This is a genomic window from Arthrobacter sp. zg-Y1143, from assembly GCF_030125565.1.
Taxonomy (GTDB): Bacteria; Actinomycetota; Actinomycetes; order Actinomycetales; family Micrococcaceae; genus Arthrobacter_B.
The window spans coordinates 109,732-129,986 of record NZ_JASKLW010000012.1; the positions used below are offsets into that span (position 1 = coordinate 109,732).

Genomic DNA, 20,255 nt, shown 5'->3' on the forward strand with positions numbered 1-20,255 from the left:
TTCCCCACACCGCTGACAGTTTTCCCGCAGCCGGCCAGGTTTGGCTGCAGGCCGAATATCAGCGGGCCTGCAGTGCGCCTACCTGCAGCAGTTCAATGTCACCGTTCAGGCACCCCGTGGAGGGGTAGGCGACGGTCAGGGACGTGGTGTCCTCCGGCGGGTAGACCAGCAGGGAGGCTGTGTCCTGTACCTGGCATTCACCGTATTTCTGTGCCACGGTTTCGCGCAGTTCCGCAGCAGCGGACTGGCCGGGCTCCAGCGTTACGGGGGTTGCGGCAACATCGTCGAGCCTTCCGGCGGCAGCCCCGACCTGCTGGCCCGCAGCATCCAGGTAGGAGACGCCGGGGTAACCCATCATGGTGCAGGCGCCCCCGCCGGACGCATTGGTCAGCACCAGGGCACGGGCCACTCCGCCGGCAGACGCGCCGCCGGGGATGTCTTCCACCGTTCCGCTGAGCATGTCAGCGGTGCACAGCGCCGGTCCCGTCGCAGCCGCCCCGCCGGTGCCGGCGGGAGAGGTTGCCGGAGCGGGCGTGGCGCCAACGGTCGGCGTCGCGCTTGCAGAGGGTGAGGCCGACGACGACGCCGTCGCGTCGCCGCCGCCGTCGTCATCCCGGGATCCGCAGCCGGCCAGCGCGGAGCCGGAAAGGGCCAGCAGGGCCAGAAGGGACAGTGCCCGGCGGGAGGCGGAGGCGGGACGGGAGGCGGCGTTTCGGTTGTTCATGCTCTCACCCTGTCCCTGCGGACGGGGCGCGTCAATCCGCCCCGCTGGGCGGGGCGGAAAGACGCATAACCGTTACGGGTTTGCGCGGCCGTCGGGCGGGCCGCGCTGACGATTACGGAACGCACAGGCCGGATTTCACCACGGCGGCCAGTGCTGCCCGGCGCCTCTGATGGACGTGGGCGGGATCCCCTCCGCCGGCGACAGCGGTGATTGAAGCCTGAGCCCAAGTGGAGGCCATTGAAATCAGGAGCGACCAGACATCCTCCACCTCGATATCCGAACGGATTCCCCCCGTTCGTTGCTCTTGCTCGATGTCGCGCAGGTGTGCCGCATCATTCTCCTGCAGTCCGGGGTATAGATAGCCCGCGGATTCACGTTCGAGGCGCTTCCAGGCAATCAGCCGGACAAGCGCCGGATCTGCGACATAGTCGTCATACAAGCGCAGCGCATAGCCGGCAAGGTCATGCGCAGTAAACGGAACCCGGTTGCTGTTGGCTAGCACGTGCGAGGTGAATACTGCCTCGAACAGTTGCTCCTTGGAGCCGAAATAGGCGTACAGCATGGGCTTGCTAGCCCCAGATGCGGCGGCGATCCGGTCTACCCTGGCTCCGGCGATGCCCCGGACAGCAAATTCCTCGGTGGCTGCATGGAGGATGCGGCGGCGGGTTTCCTCAGCGTTTGGCATGGGAAGAGTATATCTTTACTACCAACTAGTAGGTAGTGTGGCGGGAATGGAAACCATAGCCCTTCAGGCAATTACTCCCGGCGGTCCTTTGCAGACGGCTGTTATCCGGCGCCGTCCCTTGCGCGACGACGACGTAGACATCCGGATTACCTTCTGCGGGGTCTGCCATTCAGACCTTCACGCCCTGCACGCGGGTGCCGGGGGCACCTATCCGCTGGTGCCGGGACACGAGTTCATCGGGGAAGTAGCAGCGGTCGGTCCCGCCGTGACGCGGTTCGCACCGGGGGACACGGTGGCAGTAGGCAATATCGTTGACTCCTGCGGGGCCTGCAGGATGTGCCGGGCCGGGCAGGAGAACTTCTGCGAGGAATTTCCGACTTTGACGTACGGCGGGCAGGACCGCGTGGACGGGAGCACAACCGCGGGCGCGTACGCCGGGCGGTACGTGGCCCGGGAAGACTTCGTTTATGCGCTGCCCGACGGACTTGATCCGGCCGGTGCCGCACCGCTGATGTGTGCCGGGGTGACCGTGTGGGAGCCGCTTCGGGCAGCCGGTGTTGGGCCCGGTACCAGACTCGGTGTCGTCGGACTGGGCGGTCTCGGGCACCTCGCCGTGCGGCTGGGCCGGGCGCTTGGAGCAGAGGTCACGGTCTTTACCACCACCCCGGCCAAAGCTGCAGATGCCCGGGCCCTGGGTGCCGGGAAGGTAATAGTTTCAACCGATGCGCGGGCCATGCAGGAGAGCCGGGGCACCCTCGACGTTGTCCTGGATACGGTAGCTGTTGAGCATGACCTGGCCCCGTACCTGAGGGCGCTGGACCTCGACGGCATCCTGTACTCCCTCGGCTATCTCGGCCCATTCACTCTCGCCACTACAGATCTACTGATCGGGCGGAAGCGGTTGGCTTCGGCGGGGAGCGGGGGACACCGGCGCACACGTGAGTTATTGGACTTCTGTGCCCGGCACGGCATTGTTGCCGACGTTGAGACCCTTCCGTGGAAGGAGGCGGACCTCGCCTTGGAGAGGCTGGCGCGGAACGATGTCCGCTACCGTTTCGTGCTGGACCTCCGCGGCATAGATGAAGGTCTGGAGCACAAAGCCGAATAACAGCGATGCCCGTCCCTGCTCAGGGCTGGGACGGGCATCGCTCAAACCCCGGAACGCAGCGCGCTAGGCCTTGCTGCGGCCCCGGGTCCGGACCAGTGCGGTGACGCCGGCGGCCAGGCCGAGCAGGCCGGCACCCAGACCCACGTAGCCTGCGGTCTGCGCGGCTTCGACGTCGCCGTCATCATCGTCCCGGTCCGAGTCCGTGGCCGACGCCGGTGCGCCCTGGTCGTGCCCGTCGCCGTGGTCGCCGTGGTCGTCATCGGCCTCGGTGACGGTCAGGGCCGGGGCGGGGGAGTCCAGGTCGTGGGCGGTCTGGCCCTCGGCGGGCACCTGCGACCAGTCGGTCTGGCCTTCCGCGCAGGTCTGCAGCACGGGGAACGCCAGTGTGGCGCCCTCTTCCCCGGGCAGGGTGACGCTGAGCGTGAAGCTGTCCCGGACGCCGTCGGCGAGCGGCTGCTGGGCGGTGTAGACAATGGCGCTGGTGCGGGAACTGACCTGCGACCCGTTGGACAGGGTGCGCGGTTCGGGCAGTTCCTCGGTGACCTTCTTGACGTCCCAGCCTGCGTGGGCGGTGGGGGTGGCATCGGTCAGCTCATCGGGCAGCGTGAAGGTCAGGGCCGTGGTGGGGGAGCCCTCGCAGCCGTGCGAGAGGTCGAATGTGAGCAGTGCCGTCTCGCCGGCACCGGTGGTGTCCGGGGTGATGTGGACGTGGGCGGCGGCCGGGCCCAGGCCAAGGGCCATCAGGGCGGCGGTGCCGCCGGCAGCGAGGAGGGCAGAGGTGGAGGTACGCATGGGAAAACCTTTCAGTGGCGCGAAGGCGCCGGCAGCCGCGGAGCGGCACGGATGAAGAAAAAGGGATTAGGCCAACGCGTACGACGGCGGTCCGCGCACCGGCCGTGAAGGGCAGTGCCGGGACCGGACCCGGCCGGGAGCCGGAGAAGAAATGGCGGCGGGCCGGGCGGTCGGGAAGGAAACGGGTGACGGCGCCGTGAACAGGGGGCGCAGCCAGGCCGCCGCGGCGTGCAGTGCGTCCTCGCCGCGGGCCAGCGCCAGCGTGCTGAGGACCACGGCGGCGAGGTGCGCCAGGAGCAGTGCGGGGCCGGCGTCGTGCAGGCCGTGTTCAGCAGCGGCCGGAAGGGTGGCCGGCAGGCACTCCAGCGCCGTTGCGTGGTGGCTGGCCATGCCGCTGTGGCCAGCGGCGGCGCCGGGCGCGCAGGACACCGGGGTGGCCGGTGCCAGGACGGCAAGGGCGTGGTGCAGGACGAGTTGGGCGGAACCGAGCACCAGGAACAGGCGGCCCGGACGGAACCGCCGCCCCGTGGTGACGGTGACGCCGGCCAGGGTGAAGGCGCCGAGGGCCAGTAGGAGGACCGGCGCCGGGAGGCTCCCTCCGCCGGCCGTGTGCGCGCCGACGGCCAGGGCCAGGATTGCCGCGGTGGCAGCGGCGGCACGCAGCATGCGAAAGGGGTCAGCGCGCTGGGGCATGGCTCCCTTTCCGGTCCCGCCGGCCGCGGCGCAGGGCCTGCCGGACTGCTGAAAAACTGCTCCCACTTTACCGTGCGCGGTTGACCGGCTCGGTTGGGCCATCCGGTGCAGGGAGGGAGAGCCTACTCGTGGTGATAGGGGCGGCCGCCGGCAATCTCCTGGGCCCGGTACACCTGTTCGGCCAGGATCAGCCGGACCAGCTGGTGCGGGAAGACCAGCGGGGAGAGGGACCACACAAAGTCGGCCCGGTCATGCACGCTCTGGTCCACGCCGTACGCCCCGCCGATGATCAGGGTGACGTTGCGGGAGGAATCCAGCGGTTTCTGCAGGGTCTTTGCCAAGGCAGGGGACGTGATGGCCTTGCCGCGTTCATCCAGCAGGACCACGTAGTCCGAACCAACCTTGCCCAGCAGCCGCTCGGACTCTTCCTTGCGGGCGGCGTCCCCTTCCCGGGCGGAATGCGGAATGGGCACCCAGGTCAGGTCAAAGGGCTTCTTCAGCCGCTTTTCATACCGGCGGATCCCGTCAACCACCCAGTCCTCGTGCTTGCGGCCCACCATCAAAACTCTCAATGCCATGGAACCATTCAAGCCCGGAACCCTGCCCCGGAGCGAACCGTACAACCAACCGCCGGTATGTCCCGGCGACGGAAGATCGGGCTTACACTGCCCAACAAGGAAAGGCCGGACCTCTCCGGCTTGTCTCTAACGGCGGAAGCCAAGGAGGAACAACCATGCGTTCAACGCGTGCTGTGGTGCTGGGCGGCGGCGGAGTGGCCGGTATTGCCTGGGAAATCGGATTGCTGGCGGAGCTGCTGGACCTGGGGGTGGATCTGAATGAGGCGGACTTGGTGGTGGGAACCTCCGCCGGTTCCGTGGTGGGCACCGCGCTGCGGTTCGGTCAGGTGCCGGCCGCCGTGGCAGCGCAGGAAACCGCGGAGGACGGGGCCAGTGCGCCGGACTACCAGGAGCCGGACTCGTTCGACGGCGAACGGTTCATGAACATCATGGGCGCGGCCGGGATGGGCGGCGGCGGGGAAAAAGCGGCCCGGGCCCGGCTGGGGCAGCTGGCGCTGAAGGCCGATACCCAGCTGACCGAGGAAGCCTGGGTGAACAGCATCCGGATGCTGGTTCCGTATCCGGTGTGGCCGGAAAAGGCCCTGGGCGTCACCGCCGTGGACGCAGAGGACGGCCGGTTCAAGGTCTTTGACGGCAGCTCCGGCGTGGATCTGGGCCTGGCGGTGACGGCCAGCTGCACGGTGCCTACTGTGTGGCCGCCGGTGCACATCAACGGCCACGTCTATATGGACGGCGGGATGCGTTCGGGGACCAACGCCGACGTCGCGGCCGGGCATGGGAAGGTCCTGGTGATTTCCTGCGGGCTCGAGGCGCCGCAGAGTCCGTTCGGACCGACGCTGCCGCAGGCATTGAAAACCATTAATAAGGAAGGTGCGTCGTTCCTGATCGAAGCGGATGCGCAGGCCCTGCAGGCCTTCGGCACCAACATGCTTCTTGATTCGACACGCAAGCCCTCCCTGGCCGCCGGCCGGCGGCAGGCAAAGGAGATCGCCGACGACGTCCGGCGGTTCTGGGAGGGCTAACGGCCGGCGTACCGGACGGCGGGCCGCTTAGCGGTTGTCGCGGGCGACGTCGTCCGCCAGATTCGAACCGGGCTCGATCACGACGCCGTCTTCCCGCTGTCCGACGCCTGCGCCCTGCGCTTCTGCTGCGCGCTCTTCGGCAGGAGCGGTCTGCTGGGGTGCTGTGGCGGTTCCGGCCGCTTCGGCTTCCTCGCGTTCCTGGATGTGCTTAACCAGGAACTCGAGTTCGTCGCTGTACTGCTGCAGCCGGTCGGACCGGGTTTCGTTAGCCAGGGCCAGCACCAGCTCGGTCTGGCGGTTGCGGAGCTGGGTGAGTGTGGGCTGTGATCCGTTGTTGTCCATGCTTCATCCTACAAAGGCGGCTGCTCATCAGTGCTTATTTGGAGATAATAAGTTTGCTTATTAGTTATCTTCTGGGCTAGGTTCTAGCTACAGGCGCGCGGTGTCGGCAAAGCGGCGACCATTCGATGCGGGCCAGATATGCGGAGGTGAATAGTGTTCTTTCACAAACAGGAACTTCAGTTCAAGGCCACACCGGATAAGCCGGATGCCGTCTACGCACGCAAGCTCCAGGAAGTGCTCGGCGGCCAGTACGGTGAAATTACCGTAGCCATGCAGTATGGGTTCCAGTCCTGGAACTCGCACCTTCCCGGCAAATACCGGGATCTTCTTTACGGCATTGCCGCCGAAGAAATGGGCCACGTCGAGATGCTGGCCATCATGATTGCCCAGCTGCTGGAAAAGGCTCCGCTGGGAATTACCGACGACGCAGTCCAGTCGGACCCCACGATTGCGGCCGTTGTTGGCGGCATGGATGTCCAGCACGCCATTGTGGCCGGTGCCGGCGCCCGTCCCGTGGACAGCAACGGCAACCCGTGGACGGCCGGTTACGTGACTGCTTCCGGCAACCTGCTGGCCGACTTCACGTCCAACGCCAATGCGGAGATGCAGGGACGCCTCGCCGTCGCCCGCCTCTACCACATGACCGATGACAAGGGCGTCCGGGACCTGCTCTCCTTCCTGCTGGCCCGCGACACCATGCACCAGAACATGTGGACCGCTGCTGCGAAGGAACTGCAGGAAGAGGGCTACGAGCTCCTGCCGGTCCCGAGCAACTTCCCGATCAAGAAGGAAGAGCGCGAAGTGTCCTACCAGTACCTGAACTTCTCCGACGGCAAGCACGCCTCCGAGGGCTCCTGGGCTTCCGGCCCCACCCCGGACGGCAAGGGCGAGTTCAGCTACCACGAGGGCCCGACGACGACGGCCCCCATGCCGGACGTCACCCGCCCGGATGCGCGCTACTACGGCACCACCGACATCCCCAACGTAGTGGAGAAGGTTGCAGGCACGGTCCAGGACAAGCTCCACCGCGAGTAAGCCTGTGAACCGGGAGTAACTGCCCGCAACAGAGAGGCCCGGATACCGGGCGTGGAATCCACGCCGGTATCCGGGCCTTTCTGCGCGCTTATCGAACCCGCGATAGGGTCGATGTCAGAGGATGCTTGACCAGAACAACAGCGCCATTCCGGAAGCGCTGAGAATGAAGGTGGTGGCAAGTGTCTTCCGTGTGAGCAAGTACCCGGGATCGCGGTCCCACCTGCCCATACCCTGAAACACAATTCCCGAGATCCCCGCAACACAGACCGCGCCGCCGGTCAGGGCCGCGAGCGGTGCAGGGTCCATACGTGCGCCGGCTGCGGCAATCACCCCACCAGCCAGAAGGATCACGCCGCCGATCAGGACCACCCTGATAAACCTGCTGATGGTGTGGCGGGAAGGCCGGGCTGCGGTGCTCTGAGGCTTCACCTGGCCGAGGCTAGCGAGCTTCTTGACCCCGGACAAGGAGTATTAGGCGCACAGCTTCTGAGTCGAGCCGGTCCAGATAAAAAGAAAACCCCGTAGATCCGAAGATCTACGGGGTTTTCATTGGCGGTGACGGTGGGATTTGAACCCACGTTGGCTTTTACACCAAACAACATTTCGAGTGTTGCACCTTCGGCCGCTCGGACACGTCACCAACGCGTCAACCTTACCGGGTTAGAGGCCCAACACCCAAAAGCGGCCCTGCCGCCGCCGCCGAAGCCGCCGGAACTAGAGGTCGACGACGTCGTTCTTGCCGACGTTGGGCGTCCCGCCGGTCACCGCAGCCTTGCCGATCTTGAACATGCTGGCGATCTTCGGTTCGTCCGAGGCCCAATATTCGGCCGTGTGGGAATCCACCTTCAGCAGCGCCACCGCCGGATCCTCGCGGCCCTTTTCGAACCAGCCCTCCACCGAGGTTTTCCAGAGTTCGTCGATCTTCTCCACGTCCCTGGTCATGGTGGCGGTTCCGCTGATGGACAGGAAGCCCTTGGAATCCTGGATGGCTACGTTCACATGAGGATTCGCCCGGACTTCGTCAGCCTTGGGGGAGGGGTCCGGGGTGAAGAACCACAGGTTCCCGTCCTTGTCCGCCTCCTGCAGCTGCAGCGGCCGGCTGACCAAGTTTCCCTGCAGGTCCACGGTGGTCACCGTGGCGATCTTGGCCTTCTCGAGGATGCTGACAACAATGTCTCGTCCGTCCTGCTCTGATGCCATTGCGGAAACTCCTTTGCTTGTCGCGTTCCGGATTTAGTAAGCCTACGTATAAACGCAGGCAGACGGAACGGCGGCTCAGACGTTTCGCTTGGAGCCGAAGAAGTCCCGCAGCAGCCGCGCCGCTTCCTCCTCGCGGACGCCCGGGAAGACCTCCACCCAGTGATTCAGGCGACGTTCGCGCAGGATGTCGAACACGGAACCGGACGCCCCCGCCTTCTCATCCCAGGCCCCGAAGACCACCTTCGGCACCCGGGCCAGGACAATCGCCCCGGCGCACATGGCACACGGCTCAAGGGTCACCACCAGGGTGCAGCCGGCCAGCCGCCACTCGCCCACCTTCGCCGCGGCGTCGCGGATGGCCAGGACCTCCGCGTGCGCCGTCGGGTCCCCGGTCGCCTCGCGTTCGTTGCGCCCGGTGCCCAGCACCTCGCCGTCCGGCCCCAGTACGACGGCGCCGATCGGCACGTCCGAAGTGTCCAGTGCCAGCCGGGCCTGGTCCAGGGCAAGATCCATCCAGGCCTCGTGCCTGCGGGAAAGGGACTCCATGCTTCCATCGTCCCGCATCCGCGCACCTGCGGGCGAACGCGGTAAGGGCAACGCGGTAAGGGCAGGGCCGGAATGGTAGTTTTGAAGTATGCGCGTACTTGTAGTGGATCACCCCCTCGTTGCCCACAAACTCACCGTTCTCCGCGACAAGGACACCCCGTCTCCGATCTTCCGTCAGCTGACCGAAGAACTGGTTACCCTGCTGGCCTATGAAGCCACCCGGACCGTCCGCGTGGAGCCGGTCCCCATCGAGACCCCTGTCACCTCCGCCATCGGCACCGGACTGGTTAAGCCCACCCCGCTGGTGGTGCCGATCCTGCGTGCCGGACTGGGCATGCTCGAAGGCATGACCCGTCTGGTGCCCACCGCCGAGGTTGGTTTCCTCGGCATGGCCCGCAACGAAGAGACCCTCGAAGCCATCACGTACGCCGAGCGGCTGCCGGATGACCTCACCGGCCGCCAGGTCTACGTGCTGGATCCGATGCTGGCCACCGGCGGCACCCTGCGCGAAGCGATCAAGTTCATGTTCAACCGCGGTGCCGCAGAAGTGATCTGCATCTGCCTGCTGGCCGCCCCGGAGGGACTCTCCGTGCTTCAGGAGGAACTCCAGGACGCCAACGTCACCGTGGTGCTGGCCTCCATCGATGAGCGACTCGATGAGAAGGCCTACATTGTTCCCGGCCTGGGCGACGCCGGCGACCGCCTCTACGGCGTCGTCTAACCTGCCGTCCCGGGTTATCCGGGACGGGACGGCCACTCCTGGCCGGCCCTGCAATCTCCGTCCATTATGTGGACAAACACTTTCAGTTTGATGGCGCCTGCTCCCTGACCTACGGTTCGGGGGCGGGCGCTTTTTTGCTCCTTCATGTGGAAACTAGTCATCGGTCTCATCGTCTACGTGCGGAATCCGCTTAGGTCTTATGCATATTTATGCATAGCTATTCATTGTGTCTTTATGTGAAGTGCGTCACAAAACTACGCAATCTGTCCACTATGTGAGACAAGAGTGGCATTGTTACTTGCGCGCTACCCTTTGTTACATGCAATAATCCGAAGCGTGAACACCAACACGGCAGCACCAGTCGCAGTCTTCCCCGGTGGCGCCCGCGCTACGCAGGAGACGTGCTGTTGTCGAATGCATACCTCTGGAACCACCCCCATCCTCAGGTAAGACTCAGGCCCAAGCATTGGGCATAATAGCCGCCATCTCGACCGGGCACACCCCCCGCTTTCGAGCCGTGATGACGGCGATTCACGATGAGTAGGTCCCACATGTCAGTAGCATCCGGTTACGTCCACATCTCCCTGCGCGCCGCGCAGAACCGCGCCGGATCAGGTTCCCAGCGCTCCGCCTCCGGCGGTTTCCCCCGCTCCTACGGTGCACAGCCGTTCGGGAACCAGTCCTACGGTGTCCAGCCGTCCAGCAGTGCCGCAGCGCGTCCGCTGCGCGCCGTCACCGGCCAGGACGCCAACCCCGTCACCGCCCCCACCCCGGTGGTCACTCCCAACGGCATTCCCGGACCCCAGGCGGTCAGCAATGACACCACGGCCCGCGGATTCGTTATCTATGTTGGCCTTGATGAGGAAACCGCCGCAGCCAACGGCACCTCGCTGAGCAAGCTGGCCGCCGAAATCCGGTCACACGTCCAGACCCTGGTGCCCGGCGCACAGAGCCACGCCGCCGTCGCCCTCGCACCGGCCGGTGCCACCGGCACGGACATCGAGGTGGTCCGCCAGGCACTGGGAGACCCCACGGTCGCCCGCCGCCAGCCCGTCCAGCAGCCCACCCCGGCGCCGCCGGTTCCGGCAGCGACCCGGCCCTCCGGCGTCCTGATCGACCTGTCCCGCCGCGAAGTGCACCTGGACGGCGACACCCTGAACCTGACGTTCAAGGAATTCGAGCTGCTGAACTACCTGGTGGAAAACGCCAGCCGGACCGTCGGCCGCGAAGAGCTGCTGGCCGGACTGTGGCGCAACGCCGAAGAGGTGCCCAACGAGCGCACCATCGACGTCCATATCCGCCGCCTGCGCTCCAAACTGGGCCGCCTGGCCAACACCGTGCGCACCGTGCGCGGACAGGGGTACCGCTTCTACGAGCACCCCGAGGTTGTTGTCTGGGCTGCACCGGAATACAGCATCTAGCCAGCGGCGGGCCCGCAGCCCCGAAGTGACAACCGCAGCCGCGGACGGAACGCGTTCATTCCGTCCGCGGCTAAGCTGAATTAATGACCGGCCACCACCTCAAGAAACTCCAGCTCCTGCGCCATGCCAAGGCCGACTGGCCCCGCGACGTCGCAGACCACGAGCGTCCGCTCTCCGGCCGGGGGCACCGGGACGCACCGCTGGCCGGCGTGTGGATGCGCGAGCACGGCAGCATCCCGGACTTCATTCTCTGCTCCTCCGCACTGCGGGCACGGCAGACCTGCACCTGGGTGTGCAAGGAACTCGGGGACAAGGCACCCACCGCAAAACTCGAGGACCGGCTCTATGACGCCAGCCCCGAGCGGATCCTCAGCCTGATCAACCACGTGCCGGAAACGGTAACCAGCCTGCTGGTAATCGCCCACCTGCCCGGCGTCCAGGACCTGGCCATGCGCCTTGCCTCGGCCGACTCGGATGAAGAGGCCGTCATGGAGATGGCCACCCGCTATCCGACGTCGGGCCTCACCGTGATGGAAACCGCGCTGCCCTGGGCGGAGCTGGACGGCCGAGACGCGCGGATCACCGACTTTGTGGTGCCGCGCGCCTGAGGCAGCACGCGGCACCTAGGTGCCGGCGAGGCTAGATGTCGATTTCCGGCTGCAGCGTCTTCAGCGTCCACAGCCGGTGCTTGCGCGCCGCCAGCAGGGACAGCAGGAGCCCGACGGCGGTGTAAGCCAGCAGCCCCGCCGCCACCGAGGTGACCTGGGCCAGTTCCCCGCCGTACAGCAGCTGACGCAGGCCGTTCACCATGTAACCCATCGGCAGCAGGTCGTGGGCCACGTGCAGCGGGGCGGGAATGGTCTGCCAGGGGAAGGTGCCGCCGGAGGAGACCAGCTGCAGCACCAGCAGGATCAGCACCACGAACTTGCCCACTGAACCCAGCAGCGCCACGATGCCCTGGATCAGGGCCGAGAATGCCATGGCGGCCATCAGCAGCAGTACCCACGCCAGGACCGGGTGCGCCGGGTCGAGTCCGAGGCCGAACCGCACCACCGCGTACAGCAGGGTGGCCTGGACCAGGGAGACCACCAGGAACGGCAGCCAGCCGCCCAGGGCTATCTTCCACGCCGGAGCGTTGGATGCCAGGGCGCGGCGGCTGATGGGCCGCATGGCCTGGGCGAGCATAAAGATGCCCACCCACATGGCCAGGGTCAGGAAGTACGGGGCGAGGCCGGCGCCGTAGGTGCCCGCTTCGGCCTGGTCCACGGTGCTGACCGTTAGCGGATCGGCAATCACCGAGGAAGCGTTGGCGCGTTCCTCGTCGCTGGGGTTGGGCACATTTCCGGCGCCCTCATCGAGCTGCTGGGCCAGCTCCGCGGAGCCGTCCTTCAGCTGGGTGAGCCCGTCCTTCAGGGTGCCGGCGCCTGCGGCAGCGGAGTCCGCGCCGTCGGCCAGCTGCCGGGAACCGTCCAGGGCCTGCTGTTCGCCGGCTCCCAGGTCACCGGCACCCGCAGCGAGCTTGTCCGCACCGGCGGCCAGATCCGACGCTCCGGTGGAAAGCTTGGCGGCGCCGGTGTTGGCGGCGCTGATGCCGTCGGTCAGCGGCTGCGCGTTGGCGGCCAGTTGCTCTGCGCCGGCAGCGACGTGCTCAGCGCCCGTGGCCAGCGTCTGCAGCTGTGCCAGCTGGTCTTGGCCGGCGGTTCCGGTCTGCGCGCCGGCCAGCTCCTGCTGGAGTGCGGCGGCCTGTGCGGGAGTGAGCACGCCGCTGGCCACCAGCCGGGTCACGCTGTCCGTGACGTTCTGCTGCGCGGCCTGCGTGGCTGCGGTGATTTTGCTGTTCAGGCCGGCCGTTGCATCTGCAACCTGCCTCGCCCCGTCAGCCAGCTGCCGGGTCTGCTGCGGCAGCGCAGCCGTGGAGGAGGAGAGCTGGCCCAGTCCGCTGGACAGCTGCCCCGCACCCGTGGACAGCTCATTCGCTCCGCCGGAAAGCTGGGTGGCGCCCGTGGCCAGGCTGTTGGCGCCGGTTGCCAGCTGCTCCTGGCCGGACACCAGCGAATGCGCCCCGGTGGAGAGAGTGTCCAGGCCGGACTTCAGCTCCGCCGCGCCGGAATCCGCTGAGCCCGCGCCGTCGGCCAGCTGCCCCGCGCCGTCGGCGGCCTTCTCCAGCTGCGTGTGTACGGTGCTGAACCCGGTGAGCAGCTGGTTGGCCGTCTCCTCGCCCACTTCGGCCGCCACGCTGTCGTGCACGGAGCCCGTGAGTTTGTCCACGATGCTGCTCAGCAGGTAGTTGTTCGCGTCATTGGTGGTCACATGCAGGCTGGCCTGGCGGGCGTTCCCGAGATCCGACGCAGAGGCAAGGTTCGCGGAAAAATCCTCCGGGATGGTCAGCGCAAATTCGTAGGTGCCGTCCCGGACCCCGGTCTCGGCGGCGTCGGCACTGTCCACGATCTCCCAGTCGAAGGTGCCGTCCTCCAGCAGGTTCTCCTGCACGGTGGCACCGACCTCCAAGCGCCCGTCAGTGGTGTCGGCACCGTCGTCGTCCACCACCAGGGCGGCCTTGATGCCGTCCAGGTTCCCGTACGGGTCCCAGTTCGCATACAGGTAAATGGCGCCGTACAGCAGGGGCACCAGGGACAGGGCGAGGATGGCCAGCTTCGGCAGGATGCCGCCGGTCATGCGTTTAAGCTCGCTCAGGGCGAGGCGGAAGACGGTCACGCGGACACCTCCTGGGCGGTGGCGCCGGCCGATGCGCCGGCGGAGGCTGCCGGTCCGGTCCAGTCTGCAGGAATCTGCGCCAGGACAGCGACGGCGGTAACCAGCCGTTCAGCGGACGCCACACTGTCCGTGAGGATGGGCAGCCAAACGTACGGATCCGCCAGGTGGCGGTCCGGGGAATCAAAAACCAGCAGTTCGACGGCGAAGTCCGCCAGCGCCAGCCGGACCAGCAGGTCCAGCCGGGCCGCCGGTTCCAGTTCCTCGATCCACAGCGGGCCCAGTTCCGCGAGGCCTTCGGCGGCAAGCCAGGCCCCGGCGTCGGCGTGCGGCCGGCTGCGGCGCGGGATCAGGGCCAGGTCCTCAGCCACCAGGTCGCGCACGCGGAAATGCCGCTCCGGTTCGTTTACCTCCGGCGAATCCACCAGGGCTGCGTGCCGGCGCAGGTTTTCCAGCCGGTCGCTGCGGCCCCAGGCCACGGTGCCGGAGGTGGGACGCATCCTGCCGGAGAGCGCCAGGGCCAGTGCGGTGCGGGTGGACTGGTCATCCCCCTGGATCAGCAGCAAACCGCCGGCTTCCAGGCGCAGGGACGTCGGCGGCAGGAGCGCACTATGGCGCCCCTTAATAAATAGGTCTTCCGCACTGAGCATGGTGTCTTCGCCTCTTTGTCCTGGGATGTAGCGAGATGTCGCGCGCCTGGCACGCAGAGAGGCGCATCTGCCAACCTAGGTGAAACTGACTAGTCAGTGCAAATGACGGCGGCGAGAGGTTTGCCACACCGGCGGAGCCGAAGCCATCCGGGTCAGAGGCCGTACTTTTCCAGCAGCCGGAGCCACACCTCGCTGATGGTCGGGTAGGCGGGGACGGCATGCCACAGCCGGTCCACCGGCACTTCCCCGACAATGGCGATGGTGGCCGAGTGCAGCAGTTCCGAAACGCCCGGACCCGCGAAGGTCACTCCCACCAGCACCTTGCGGTCCTCGTCCACCACCATCTGCGCCCAGCCCTTGTAATCGTCGGCAAAGAGGGATGAACCGGCGACGGCGATCTCCAGCGATGTCTCCGAGGCGTTGATGCCGTCGGCCCGGGCCTGCTCCAGGGTCCGGCCCGCCATGGCCACCTCCGGATCGGTGAACACCACCTGCGGGACGGCGTACTTATCCGCCGTGGCCGTAAAGCGGCTCCACGGTGCCGGGTTCACGGCATCCGTTCCCGCCCGGGCCACAATGGCATCACCGGTGGCGCGGGCCTCGTACTTGCCCTGATGGGTCAGCAGCACCTTCCCGGCCGCGTCGCCGACGGCGTACAGCCAGTCGCCGTCGACGCCGGTGGCCCGGCCGGTATCGTCGGTGTCCAGTTTCCGCGGATCCAGGCCCAGTTCTTCCAGTCCCAGCCCCGCCAGGTTGGCGTGGCGTCCGGTGGAAACGAGCAGCCTGTCTCCGCTGACCGTGCCGCCGTCCTCCAGCGTCACCTCCACGCCGCCGTCGTCGGACTTCCGGACCGAGGCAGGGGAGGTGGAGGTGCGGACATCCACGCCGGCCGAGCGCAGGCCCTCTTCGACCAGGGCGCGGGCGGGTTCGGGAAAGGACTTCAGCAGCGGCCCGCGGGCGAGCAGTGTAACGGTGGAGCCCAGCCGGGCGTAGGCCTGCGACAGTTCGACGCCGGCGACCCCGCCGCCGATAACCACCAGCCGGCCGGGAATTTCCTGTGCGGAGGTGGCTTCCCGGGTGCTCCAATAGTCGACCGCGTCCAAGCCGTCGAGCGGGGGAGCGGTGGGCGTGGATCCGGTGGCCAGGACGACGGCGTGCCGGGCGGTGATCTGCAGGGTCCGGCCGTCAGTGGCGGCCACTTCCACCTCGCGCGGCCCGGTAAGGCGGGCGCGGCCCCGCGCCAGCTCGATTCCGGCACTGTGCACCCACTCGACCTGGCCCTCGTCGTTCCAGTGCGAGGTGAAGGAATCCCGGCGGGCCAGCACGGCAGCGGCATCAAGGGTGCCGGTGACGGCTTCCCGTGAACCGGCCAGGGAGCGGGCCTCGTTCAATGCGGTGCCCGGACGCAGCAGCGCCTTGGATGGCATGCAGGCCCAATAGGAACACTCCCCGCCCACCAGATCCGCCTCCACGAGGACGGCGGACAGCCCGCCTTGAACAACGCGGCCGGCCGCGTTTTCGCCCACGGCGCCGGCGCCGATGACAACTACGTCTGTATGCATGGTCTCAGTCATGGATTGAGCCTTGCATCACGTGCCGGGAGGGGCAACCCGGCGGCGGTATGGGGAGGCACCGTGATTCGCACCGGGAAAACAAAAGACCCGGTCTGATCAAGTTTCCTTGATCAGACCGGGTCTGAGTGGTGCGCGCGAAGGGATTCGAACCCCCAACCTTCTGATCCGTAGTCAGATGCTCTATCCGTTGAGCTACGCACGCATAAGAACTATCCTATCAAACCTCTGGAGCCGATTTTCACCGGTGATTCTTCAGTTCTTCAAGACTCTTTCAAGTTCTTTCGTGGCTGTTTGGCCGTAGATAACTATAGCGGGCTTTCCGGGGCAACGCCAATTCGAGGAGGTGTCAGCTGCGTCACTAGACCGGTCTATGTGACGTTAGTCACACTGGAGTAGGGTGGGAGCCACATTTCTCTTGGATTTCAGGGTCCGTCTCTTCCGGCGGCGGTAAAGGTGAGATCTTTGCCGCCGGAGCGGTCGGTACGGCGCACTTAGCATCAAAACACACCACTGACCCAACGAAGGGAAGAGTCATGGGCGATGACGCGCGTCAGCTAGTTCTCGATGAGAGCGGCGAAAACGCTGCCAGCCAGCCGCTGGACACAAAGGGTGGGGCAGCCGCCCCAACCACCCACCAGGCCCTCCTAGCGTGGGTGAACGAAGTTGCCGAGCTGACGCAGCCGGACCGCGTGTACTGGGTAACCGGTTCCGAGGAGGAAAACCGGTCCCTGACCGATGAACTGGTGGACGCCGGCACCCTGGTCCGGCTCAACCCTGAGACCTTCCCGAACTCGTTCGCCGCGTTCTCGGACCCGAAGGACGTGGCACGGGTGGAGGAGCAGACCTTTATCTGCTCCGAAAAGCGGAAAGACGCCGGCTTCACGAACAACTGGATGGATCCGGGCGAAATGCGGACCAAGCTGGACGGGCTCTTCGCCGGGTCCATGCGCGGGCGCACCATGTACGTGGTCCCCTTCGTGATGGGCCACCTGGACGCCGAGGACCCCAAGTTCGGCGTCGAAGTCACCGACAGCGCCTACGTGGTGGCCTCCATGCGGATCATGGCGCGCATCGGCACCGACGTGCTGCGCAAGATGGAGGAACTGGACGCTTTCTTTGTCCCGGCCCTGCATTCGGTGGGCTATCCGCTGGCCGAGGGCGAGCAGGACGTGCCGTGGCCGTGCAGCGACGAGAAGTGGATTGTGCACTTCCCTGAGGACCGTTCCATCTGGTCCTACGGATCCGGGTACGGCGGCAACGCGCTGCTGGGCAAGAAATGCTATGCCCTGCGCATTGCCTCGATCATGGCCCGGGACGAGGGCTGGCTGGCCGAGCACATGCTCATCCTCAAGCTCACCAGCCCGGAGCAGAAGGACTACTACGTTTCCGCGGCGTTCCCCTCGGCCTGCGGCAAGACCAACCTGGCCCTCCTGGATCCCACGATCGAGGGCTGGAAGGTCGAAACCCTGGGCGATGACATCACCTGGATGCGGTTCGGCAAGGAAGGCGAACTGCGGGCCGTGAACCCGGAGTCCGGCCTGTTCGGGGTCGCCCCCGGCACCGGGTGGAGCACCAACCCCAACGCCATGCGCGCCATCGCCAAGGGCAACTCCATTTTCACCAACGTCGCCCTGACCGACGACGGCGGTGTGTGGTGGGAAGGCATGACGGATGAGGCACCGGCGCACCTGACCGACTGGCTGGGCAACGAGTGGACCCCGGATGCCGGGCACCCCGCCGCGCACCCGAATTCGCGTTTCTGCACCCCGATTGACCAGATCGACATGCTTGCGGACGAGTACCACTCGCCCAACGGCGTGCCCGTTTCCGCCATTCTCTTCGGCGGCCGGCGCAAGACCACCGTCCCCCTGGTCACCGAGGCCCGCGACTGGGCCAGCGGCATCTTCATGGGATCCACGCTCTCCTCGGAAACCACGGCGGCCGCCGCCGGCGCGGTGGGTGTGGTCCGGCGCGACCCCATGGCCATGCTGCCCTTCATGGGGTACGACGCCGGGGATTACCTGCGGCACTGGATTGAGCTCAGCGGCAAGGCCAACCAGGAGAAGCTGCCCAAGATCTTCCTGGTGAACTGGTTCCGCCGCACCGCCGACGGAGGGTTCGCCTGGCCCGGCTTCGGCGACAACGCCCGGGTGCTGAAGTGGGTCATTGAACGGCTCGAAGGCACGGCCGGCGCCGTCGAAACCCCCATCGGCTATGTGCCCACCGGGGACTCGATTGACCTCACCGGCCTGGACATGACCCCTGAGGACGTGGAGCAGGCCGTACGGGTGGACCCGCAGGAATGGGCCACCGAACTGGACGGTATTGACGAGTGGTACGCCCGCTTCGGTGCCACCCTGCCGCAGGAACTGCAGGACCGCCTCGACGAGCTCAAGGAGCGCTTCGCCGCAGCCTGAGACCGGTCAGCAGTACCAAAAGCAAAAGGGTGGCCCCGCCGGAACCGGCGGGGCCACCCTTTTGTTTTGCTGCTTTGACCCGGCGTGATCCGGATCCGTTAACTAGGCTTCGGGAGCCCAGACAATCCGGTCGCCGGATTCCCAGGTGGGCTCATTGAAGGTCCACTCGTCGCCGTCGTTGGAGTAGGTCTGGATGGCCGAAATGCATACACCTTCGGAGTGCTCGGTCACCACGTGGATGGCGTCCGTGTTTTCCTCCGGCAGGTGGATGTCGGAGAACACGGCCACGGCACGGTTCTCACCCTTCTGCTCGGTGAGCACCGTGTAGAGGTCATCGATCATGGCATCGGCATCGAGGTCTTCGTCGCTTTCTTCCGGCGAGACGGCGATCATGCGCAGCTCGCCGTCGTTCTGGACCACCAGTGCGGCGGGCAGGAAGGCGCCCTGCGCCTCGAGCTGCTCCTGGGTGACGCCCAGCGCGGTGCCGAGCAGGGAGTTCAGGTCCTCCTGGACCTGTGCGGACGGTTCGCTGCCGTTCAGTTCAACATCAGCCATGTTCTTATTTCCTCACTAGTTCAAGTACGTGGTCGCGGACGCGCTCCATGGTGGGCAGGTCCTCTGCTTCAGCGTTCAGCCGCAGGAAGGGTTCGGTGTTGGAGGCGCGCAGGTTGAACCACCAGGCGCCGTCATCGGAAGTGAAGGTCAGCCCGTCCATGGCATCAACCGTGACGCCCTCGCGCTCGTATTCGGCGCGGACGCGGGCGACGGCGGCCGGAACGTCTTCGACCCGGGAGTTCACCTCGCCGGAGGAGAAGTACGGCTCATATTCGCGGGCCAGGTCCGAAAGGACGCGGGTCTGCTCGCCCAGGGCGGCCAGGACGTGCATGGCAGCCAGCATGCCGGTGTCCGCATTGTAGAAGTCGCGGAAGTAGTAGTGCGCGGAGTGCTCCCCGCCGAAGACCGCCCCTTCGCTGGCCATCACGGCCTTGATGAAGGAATGGCCCACCCGGGTGCGGACGGCGCGGCCGCCGTCGTGCGCCACCAGCTCCGGAACGGCGCGGGAGGTGATCAGGTTGTGGATGATCACCGGGGTTTCTTCGCCGGACGCCTTGGCGCGGGCGATTTCCCGGCGGGCCACCAGGGCGGTGACGGCGGAGGGGCTGACCGGCTCGCCCTTCTCATCAATCACGAAGCAGCGGTCGGCGTCGCCGTCGAAGGCCAGCCCAATGTCTGCGCCGTGTTCGACGACGGCGGCCTGCAGGTCGCACAGGTTTTCCGGCTCGAGCGGGTTGGCCGGGTGGTTGGGGAAGGACCCGTCCAGTTCAAAGTACAGGGGGATGATGTCCAAGGGGAGGCCCGGGAGGATGGTGTTGCCCAGCACGGCGGGGGTGGTCATGCCGGCCATGCCGTTGCCGGCGTCCACCACTACTTTCAGCGGGCGGATGCCGGAGAGATCCACCAGGTTGCGCAGGTAGCCGGCGTAGTCGGCCAGCACGTCGCGGACCGAGATCTGCCCGGTCTGCGCCCCGGCGGGAATGGCGCCGTCATTCAGGTACTTCTCAGCGAGCGCCTGGATGTCCTTCAGTCCGGTTTCCGAGGAGATGGGTACCGCTCCGGCCTTGGCCATCTTGATGCCGTTGTACTGGGCCGGGTTGTGGCTGGCCGTGAAGGTCACGCCGGCGGCGTTCAGCACACCGCAGGCGTAGTACAGCTCATCGGTGGAGATGAGGTCCAGCAGCAGCACGTTGGCGCCGCGCGCGGTGGCCCCGCGGGCAAAGTCGCGGATGAACTCCGGCGACGACGGACGCATGTCACCGCCTACCAGGACCGTCTGCCCGGCCAGGCCCTGAACGTCAACAAACGCGGCCCCTACGGCCTCGACGATCTGTTCAGTGATGGTCTCGCCTACGACGCCGCGGACGTCGTAGGCCTTGAAGGACGCGGAGAGGTCGAATGCATTGTTCACGTGGGCCAGTCTATAGGGGGCGCCCGACGCGGCGGTCTTGTCCACAAGCCGATTCCTGTGCAGAAAACA

General features: G+C 66.5%; 21 protein-coding genes and 2 tRNA genes. 7 read left to right on the forward strand and 16 right to left on the reverse strand.

Annotation, left to right across the window (positions count from 1 at the left end; all coding sequences use genetic code 11):
- Positions 1 to 58: 58 nt before the first annotated feature.
- Positions 59 to 724: a DUF4232 domain-containing protein gene (locus QNN98_RS13755; RefSeq protein ID WP_283997880.1), complete on the reverse strand. Its 666-nt coding sequence runs from the start codon at positions 722 to 724 to the stop codon at positions 59 to 61.
- Between the two features lie 112 nt (positions 725 to 836).
- Positions 837 to 1,409 (reverse strand): TetR/AcrR family transcriptional regulator, encoded by a 573-nt coding sequence (locus QNN98_RS13760; RefSeq protein WP_283997882.1) that lies wholly within the window; start codon positions 1,407 to 1,409, stop codon positions 837 to 839.
- 46 nt (positions 1,410 to 1,455) lie between these two features.
- Between QNN98_RS13760 and QNN98_RS13765 the strand changes: the two genes are divergently transcribed.
- Entirely contained in the window at positions 1,456 to 2,517 is a 1,062-nt protein-coding gene (locus QNN98_RS13765; protein WP_283997885.1) for an NAD(P)-dependent alcohol dehydrogenase, read from the forward strand.
- 63 nt (positions 2,518 to 2,580) lie between these two features.
- Here the strand turns inward: QNN98_RS13765 and QNN98_RS13770 are convergent, their stop codons facing one another.
- The 3 genes from QNN98_RS13770 to QNN98_RS13780 form a co-directional block, all read right to left on the reverse strand.
- A complete protein-coding gene (locus QNN98_RS13770) occupies positions 2,581 to 3,309 on the reverse strand; it encodes a YcnI family copper-binding membrane protein (RefSeq protein WP_283997887.1) in 729 nt (242 codons plus the stop codon).
- Between the two features lie 66 nt (positions 3,310 to 3,375).
- On the reverse strand, positions 3,376 to 4,002 hold the full coding sequence (locus tag QNN98_RS13775) for a hypothetical protein (RefSeq protein ID WP_283997889.1): 627 nt from the start codon (positions 4,000 to 4,002) through the stop codon (positions 3,376 to 3,378).
- Positions 4,003 to 4,124: 122 nt separating this feature from the next.
- Positions 4,125 to 4,580, reverse strand: a complete 456-nt coding sequence (locus tag QNN98_RS13780; protein ID WP_227913123.1) for a 23S rRNA (pseudouridine(1915)-N(3))-methyltransferase RlmH — start codon at positions 4,578 to 4,580, stop codon at positions 4,125 to 4,127.
- Between the two features lie 155 nt (positions 4,581 to 4,735).
- On the opposite strand from QNN98_RS13780, the gene QNN98_RS13785 reads away from it, so the two are divergent.
- The gene (locus QNN98_RS13785; RefSeq protein WP_283997891.1) at positions 4,736 to 5,602 is read left to right on the forward strand and encodes a patatin-like phospholipase family protein; all 867 of its coding nucleotides are present in this window, start codon (positions 4,736 to 4,738) and stop codon (positions 5,600 to 5,602) included.
- Between the two features lie 27 nt (positions 5,603 to 5,629).
- On the opposite strand, the gene QNN98_RS13790 is transcribed toward QNN98_RS13785, so the two are convergent.
- Positions 5,630 to 5,944, reverse strand: a complete 315-nt coding sequence (locus tag QNN98_RS13790) for a hypothetical protein (protein WP_283997893.1) — start codon at positions 5,942 to 5,944, stop codon at positions 5,630 to 5,632.
- A gap of 153 nt (positions 5,945 to 6,097) precedes the next feature.
- Between QNN98_RS13790 and QNN98_RS13795 the strand changes: the two genes are divergently transcribed.
- Positions 6,098 to 6,979, forward strand: a complete 882-nt coding sequence (locus QNN98_RS13795; protein ID WP_227927102.1) for a manganese catalase — start codon at positions 6,098 to 6,100, stop codon at positions 6,977 to 6,979.
- Positions 6,980 to 7,093: 114 nt separating this feature from the next.
- Here QNN98_RS13795 and QNN98_RS13800 read toward each other — a convergent pair whose 3' ends face one another.
- The 4 genes from QNN98_RS13800 to tadA form a co-directional block, all read right to left on the reverse strand.
- Positions 7,094 to 7,408 (reverse strand): hypothetical protein, encoded by a 315-nt coding sequence (locus QNN98_RS13800; protein ID WP_283997895.1) that lies wholly within the window; start codon positions 7,406 to 7,408, stop codon positions 7,094 to 7,096.
- A gap of 121 nt (positions 7,409 to 7,529) precedes the next feature.
- Positions 7,530 to 7,619: transfer RNA gene (locus QNN98_RS13805), tRNA-Ser, on the reverse strand.
- Between the two features lie 74 nt (positions 7,620 to 7,693).
- On the reverse strand, positions 7,694 to 8,179 hold the full coding sequence (locus QNN98_RS13810; RefSeq protein WP_227913128.1) for a pyridoxamine 5'-phosphate oxidase family protein: 486 nt from the start codon (positions 8,177 to 8,179) through the stop codon (positions 7,694 to 7,696).
- 75 nt (positions 8,180 to 8,254) lie between these two features.
- Complete coding sequence (gene tadA / locus QNN98_RS13815; protein WP_227913129.1) at positions 8,255 to 8,725, reverse strand: tRNA adenosine(34) deaminase TadA; 471 nt, start codon at positions 8,723 to 8,725, stop codon at positions 8,255 to 8,257.
- 88 nt (positions 8,726 to 8,813) lie between these two features.
- On the opposite strand from tadA, the gene upp reads away from it, so the two are divergent.
- From upp to QNN98_RS13830, 3 genes are all read left to right on the forward strand, one after another.
- On the forward strand, positions 8,814 to 9,446 hold the full coding sequence (gene upp / locus QNN98_RS13820) for a uracil phosphoribosyltransferase (protein WP_227913130.1): 633 nt from the start codon (positions 8,814 to 8,816) through the stop codon (positions 9,444 to 9,446).
- Positions 9,447 to 9,997: 551 nt separating this feature from the next.
- Positions 9,998 to 10,867: a winged helix-turn-helix domain-containing protein gene (locus QNN98_RS13825; protein ID WP_283997899.1), complete on the forward strand. Its 870-nt coding sequence runs from the start codon at positions 9,998 to 10,000 to the stop codon at positions 10,865 to 10,867.
- 83 nt (positions 10,868 to 10,950) lie between these two features.
- The gene (locus QNN98_RS13830) at positions 10,951 to 11,475 is read left to right on the forward strand and encodes a SixA phosphatase family protein (protein ID WP_229960277.1); all 525 of its coding nucleotides are present in this window, start codon (positions 10,951 to 10,953) and stop codon (positions 11,473 to 11,475) included.
- 31 nt (positions 11,476 to 11,506) lie between these two features.
- Here QNN98_RS13830 and QNN98_RS13835 read toward each other — a convergent pair whose 3' ends face one another.
- The 4 genes from QNN98_RS13835 to QNN98_RS13850 all read right to left on the reverse strand — a co-directional run bounded on the left by QNN98_RS13835 (position 11,507) and on the right by QNN98_RS13850 (position 16,005).
- The gene (locus tag QNN98_RS13835) at positions 11,507 to 13,582 is read right to left on the reverse strand and encodes a YhgE/Pip family protein (RefSeq protein ID WP_283997901.1); all 2,076 of its coding nucleotides are present in this window, start codon (positions 13,580 to 13,582) and stop codon (positions 11,507 to 11,509) included.
- Entirely contained in the window at positions 13,579 to 14,229 is a 651-nt protein-coding gene (locus tag QNN98_RS13840) for a heme ABC exporter ATP-binding protein CcmA (RefSeq protein ID WP_283997902.1), read from the reverse strand. Before QNN98_RS13840 ends, QNN98_RS13835 begins: the two co-directional genes overlap by 4 nt.
- 152 nt (positions 14,230 to 14,381) lie before the next feature.
- Positions 14,382 to 15,803: a dihydrolipoyl dehydrogenase family protein gene (locus tag QNN98_RS13845; protein WP_283997903.1), complete on the reverse strand. Its 1,422-nt coding sequence runs from the start codon at positions 15,801 to 15,803 to the stop codon at positions 14,382 to 14,384.
- Positions 15,804 to 15,929: 126 nt separating this feature from the next.
- A tRNA-Arg gene (locus QNN98_RS13850) sits at positions 15,930 to 16,005 on the reverse strand.
- Between the two features lie 331 nt (positions 16,006 to 16,336).
- Between QNN98_RS13850 and QNN98_RS13855 the strand changes: the two genes are divergently transcribed.
- Positions 16,337 to 18,220, forward strand: a complete 1,884-nt coding sequence (locus QNN98_RS13855) for a phosphoenolpyruvate carboxykinase (GTP) (protein WP_283997904.1) — start codon at positions 16,337 to 16,339, stop codon at positions 18,218 to 18,220.
- A 102-nt stretch (positions 18,221 to 18,322) separates the two neighbouring features.
- Here the strand turns inward: QNN98_RS13855 and QNN98_RS13860 are convergent, their stop codons facing one another.
- On the reverse strand, positions 18,323 to 18,775 hold the full coding sequence (locus QNN98_RS13860) for a hypothetical protein (RefSeq protein WP_227913207.1): 453 nt from the start codon (positions 18,773 to 18,775) through the stop codon (positions 18,323 to 18,325).
- A 4-nt stretch (positions 18,776 to 18,779) separates the two neighbouring features.
- Positions 18,780 to 20,186, reverse strand: a complete 1,407-nt coding sequence (locus tag QNN98_RS13865) for a phosphomannomutase/phosphoglucomutase (protein ID WP_283997905.1) — start codon at positions 20,184 to 20,186, stop codon at positions 18,780 to 18,782.
- Positions 20,187 to 20,255: the final 69 nt, after the last annotated feature.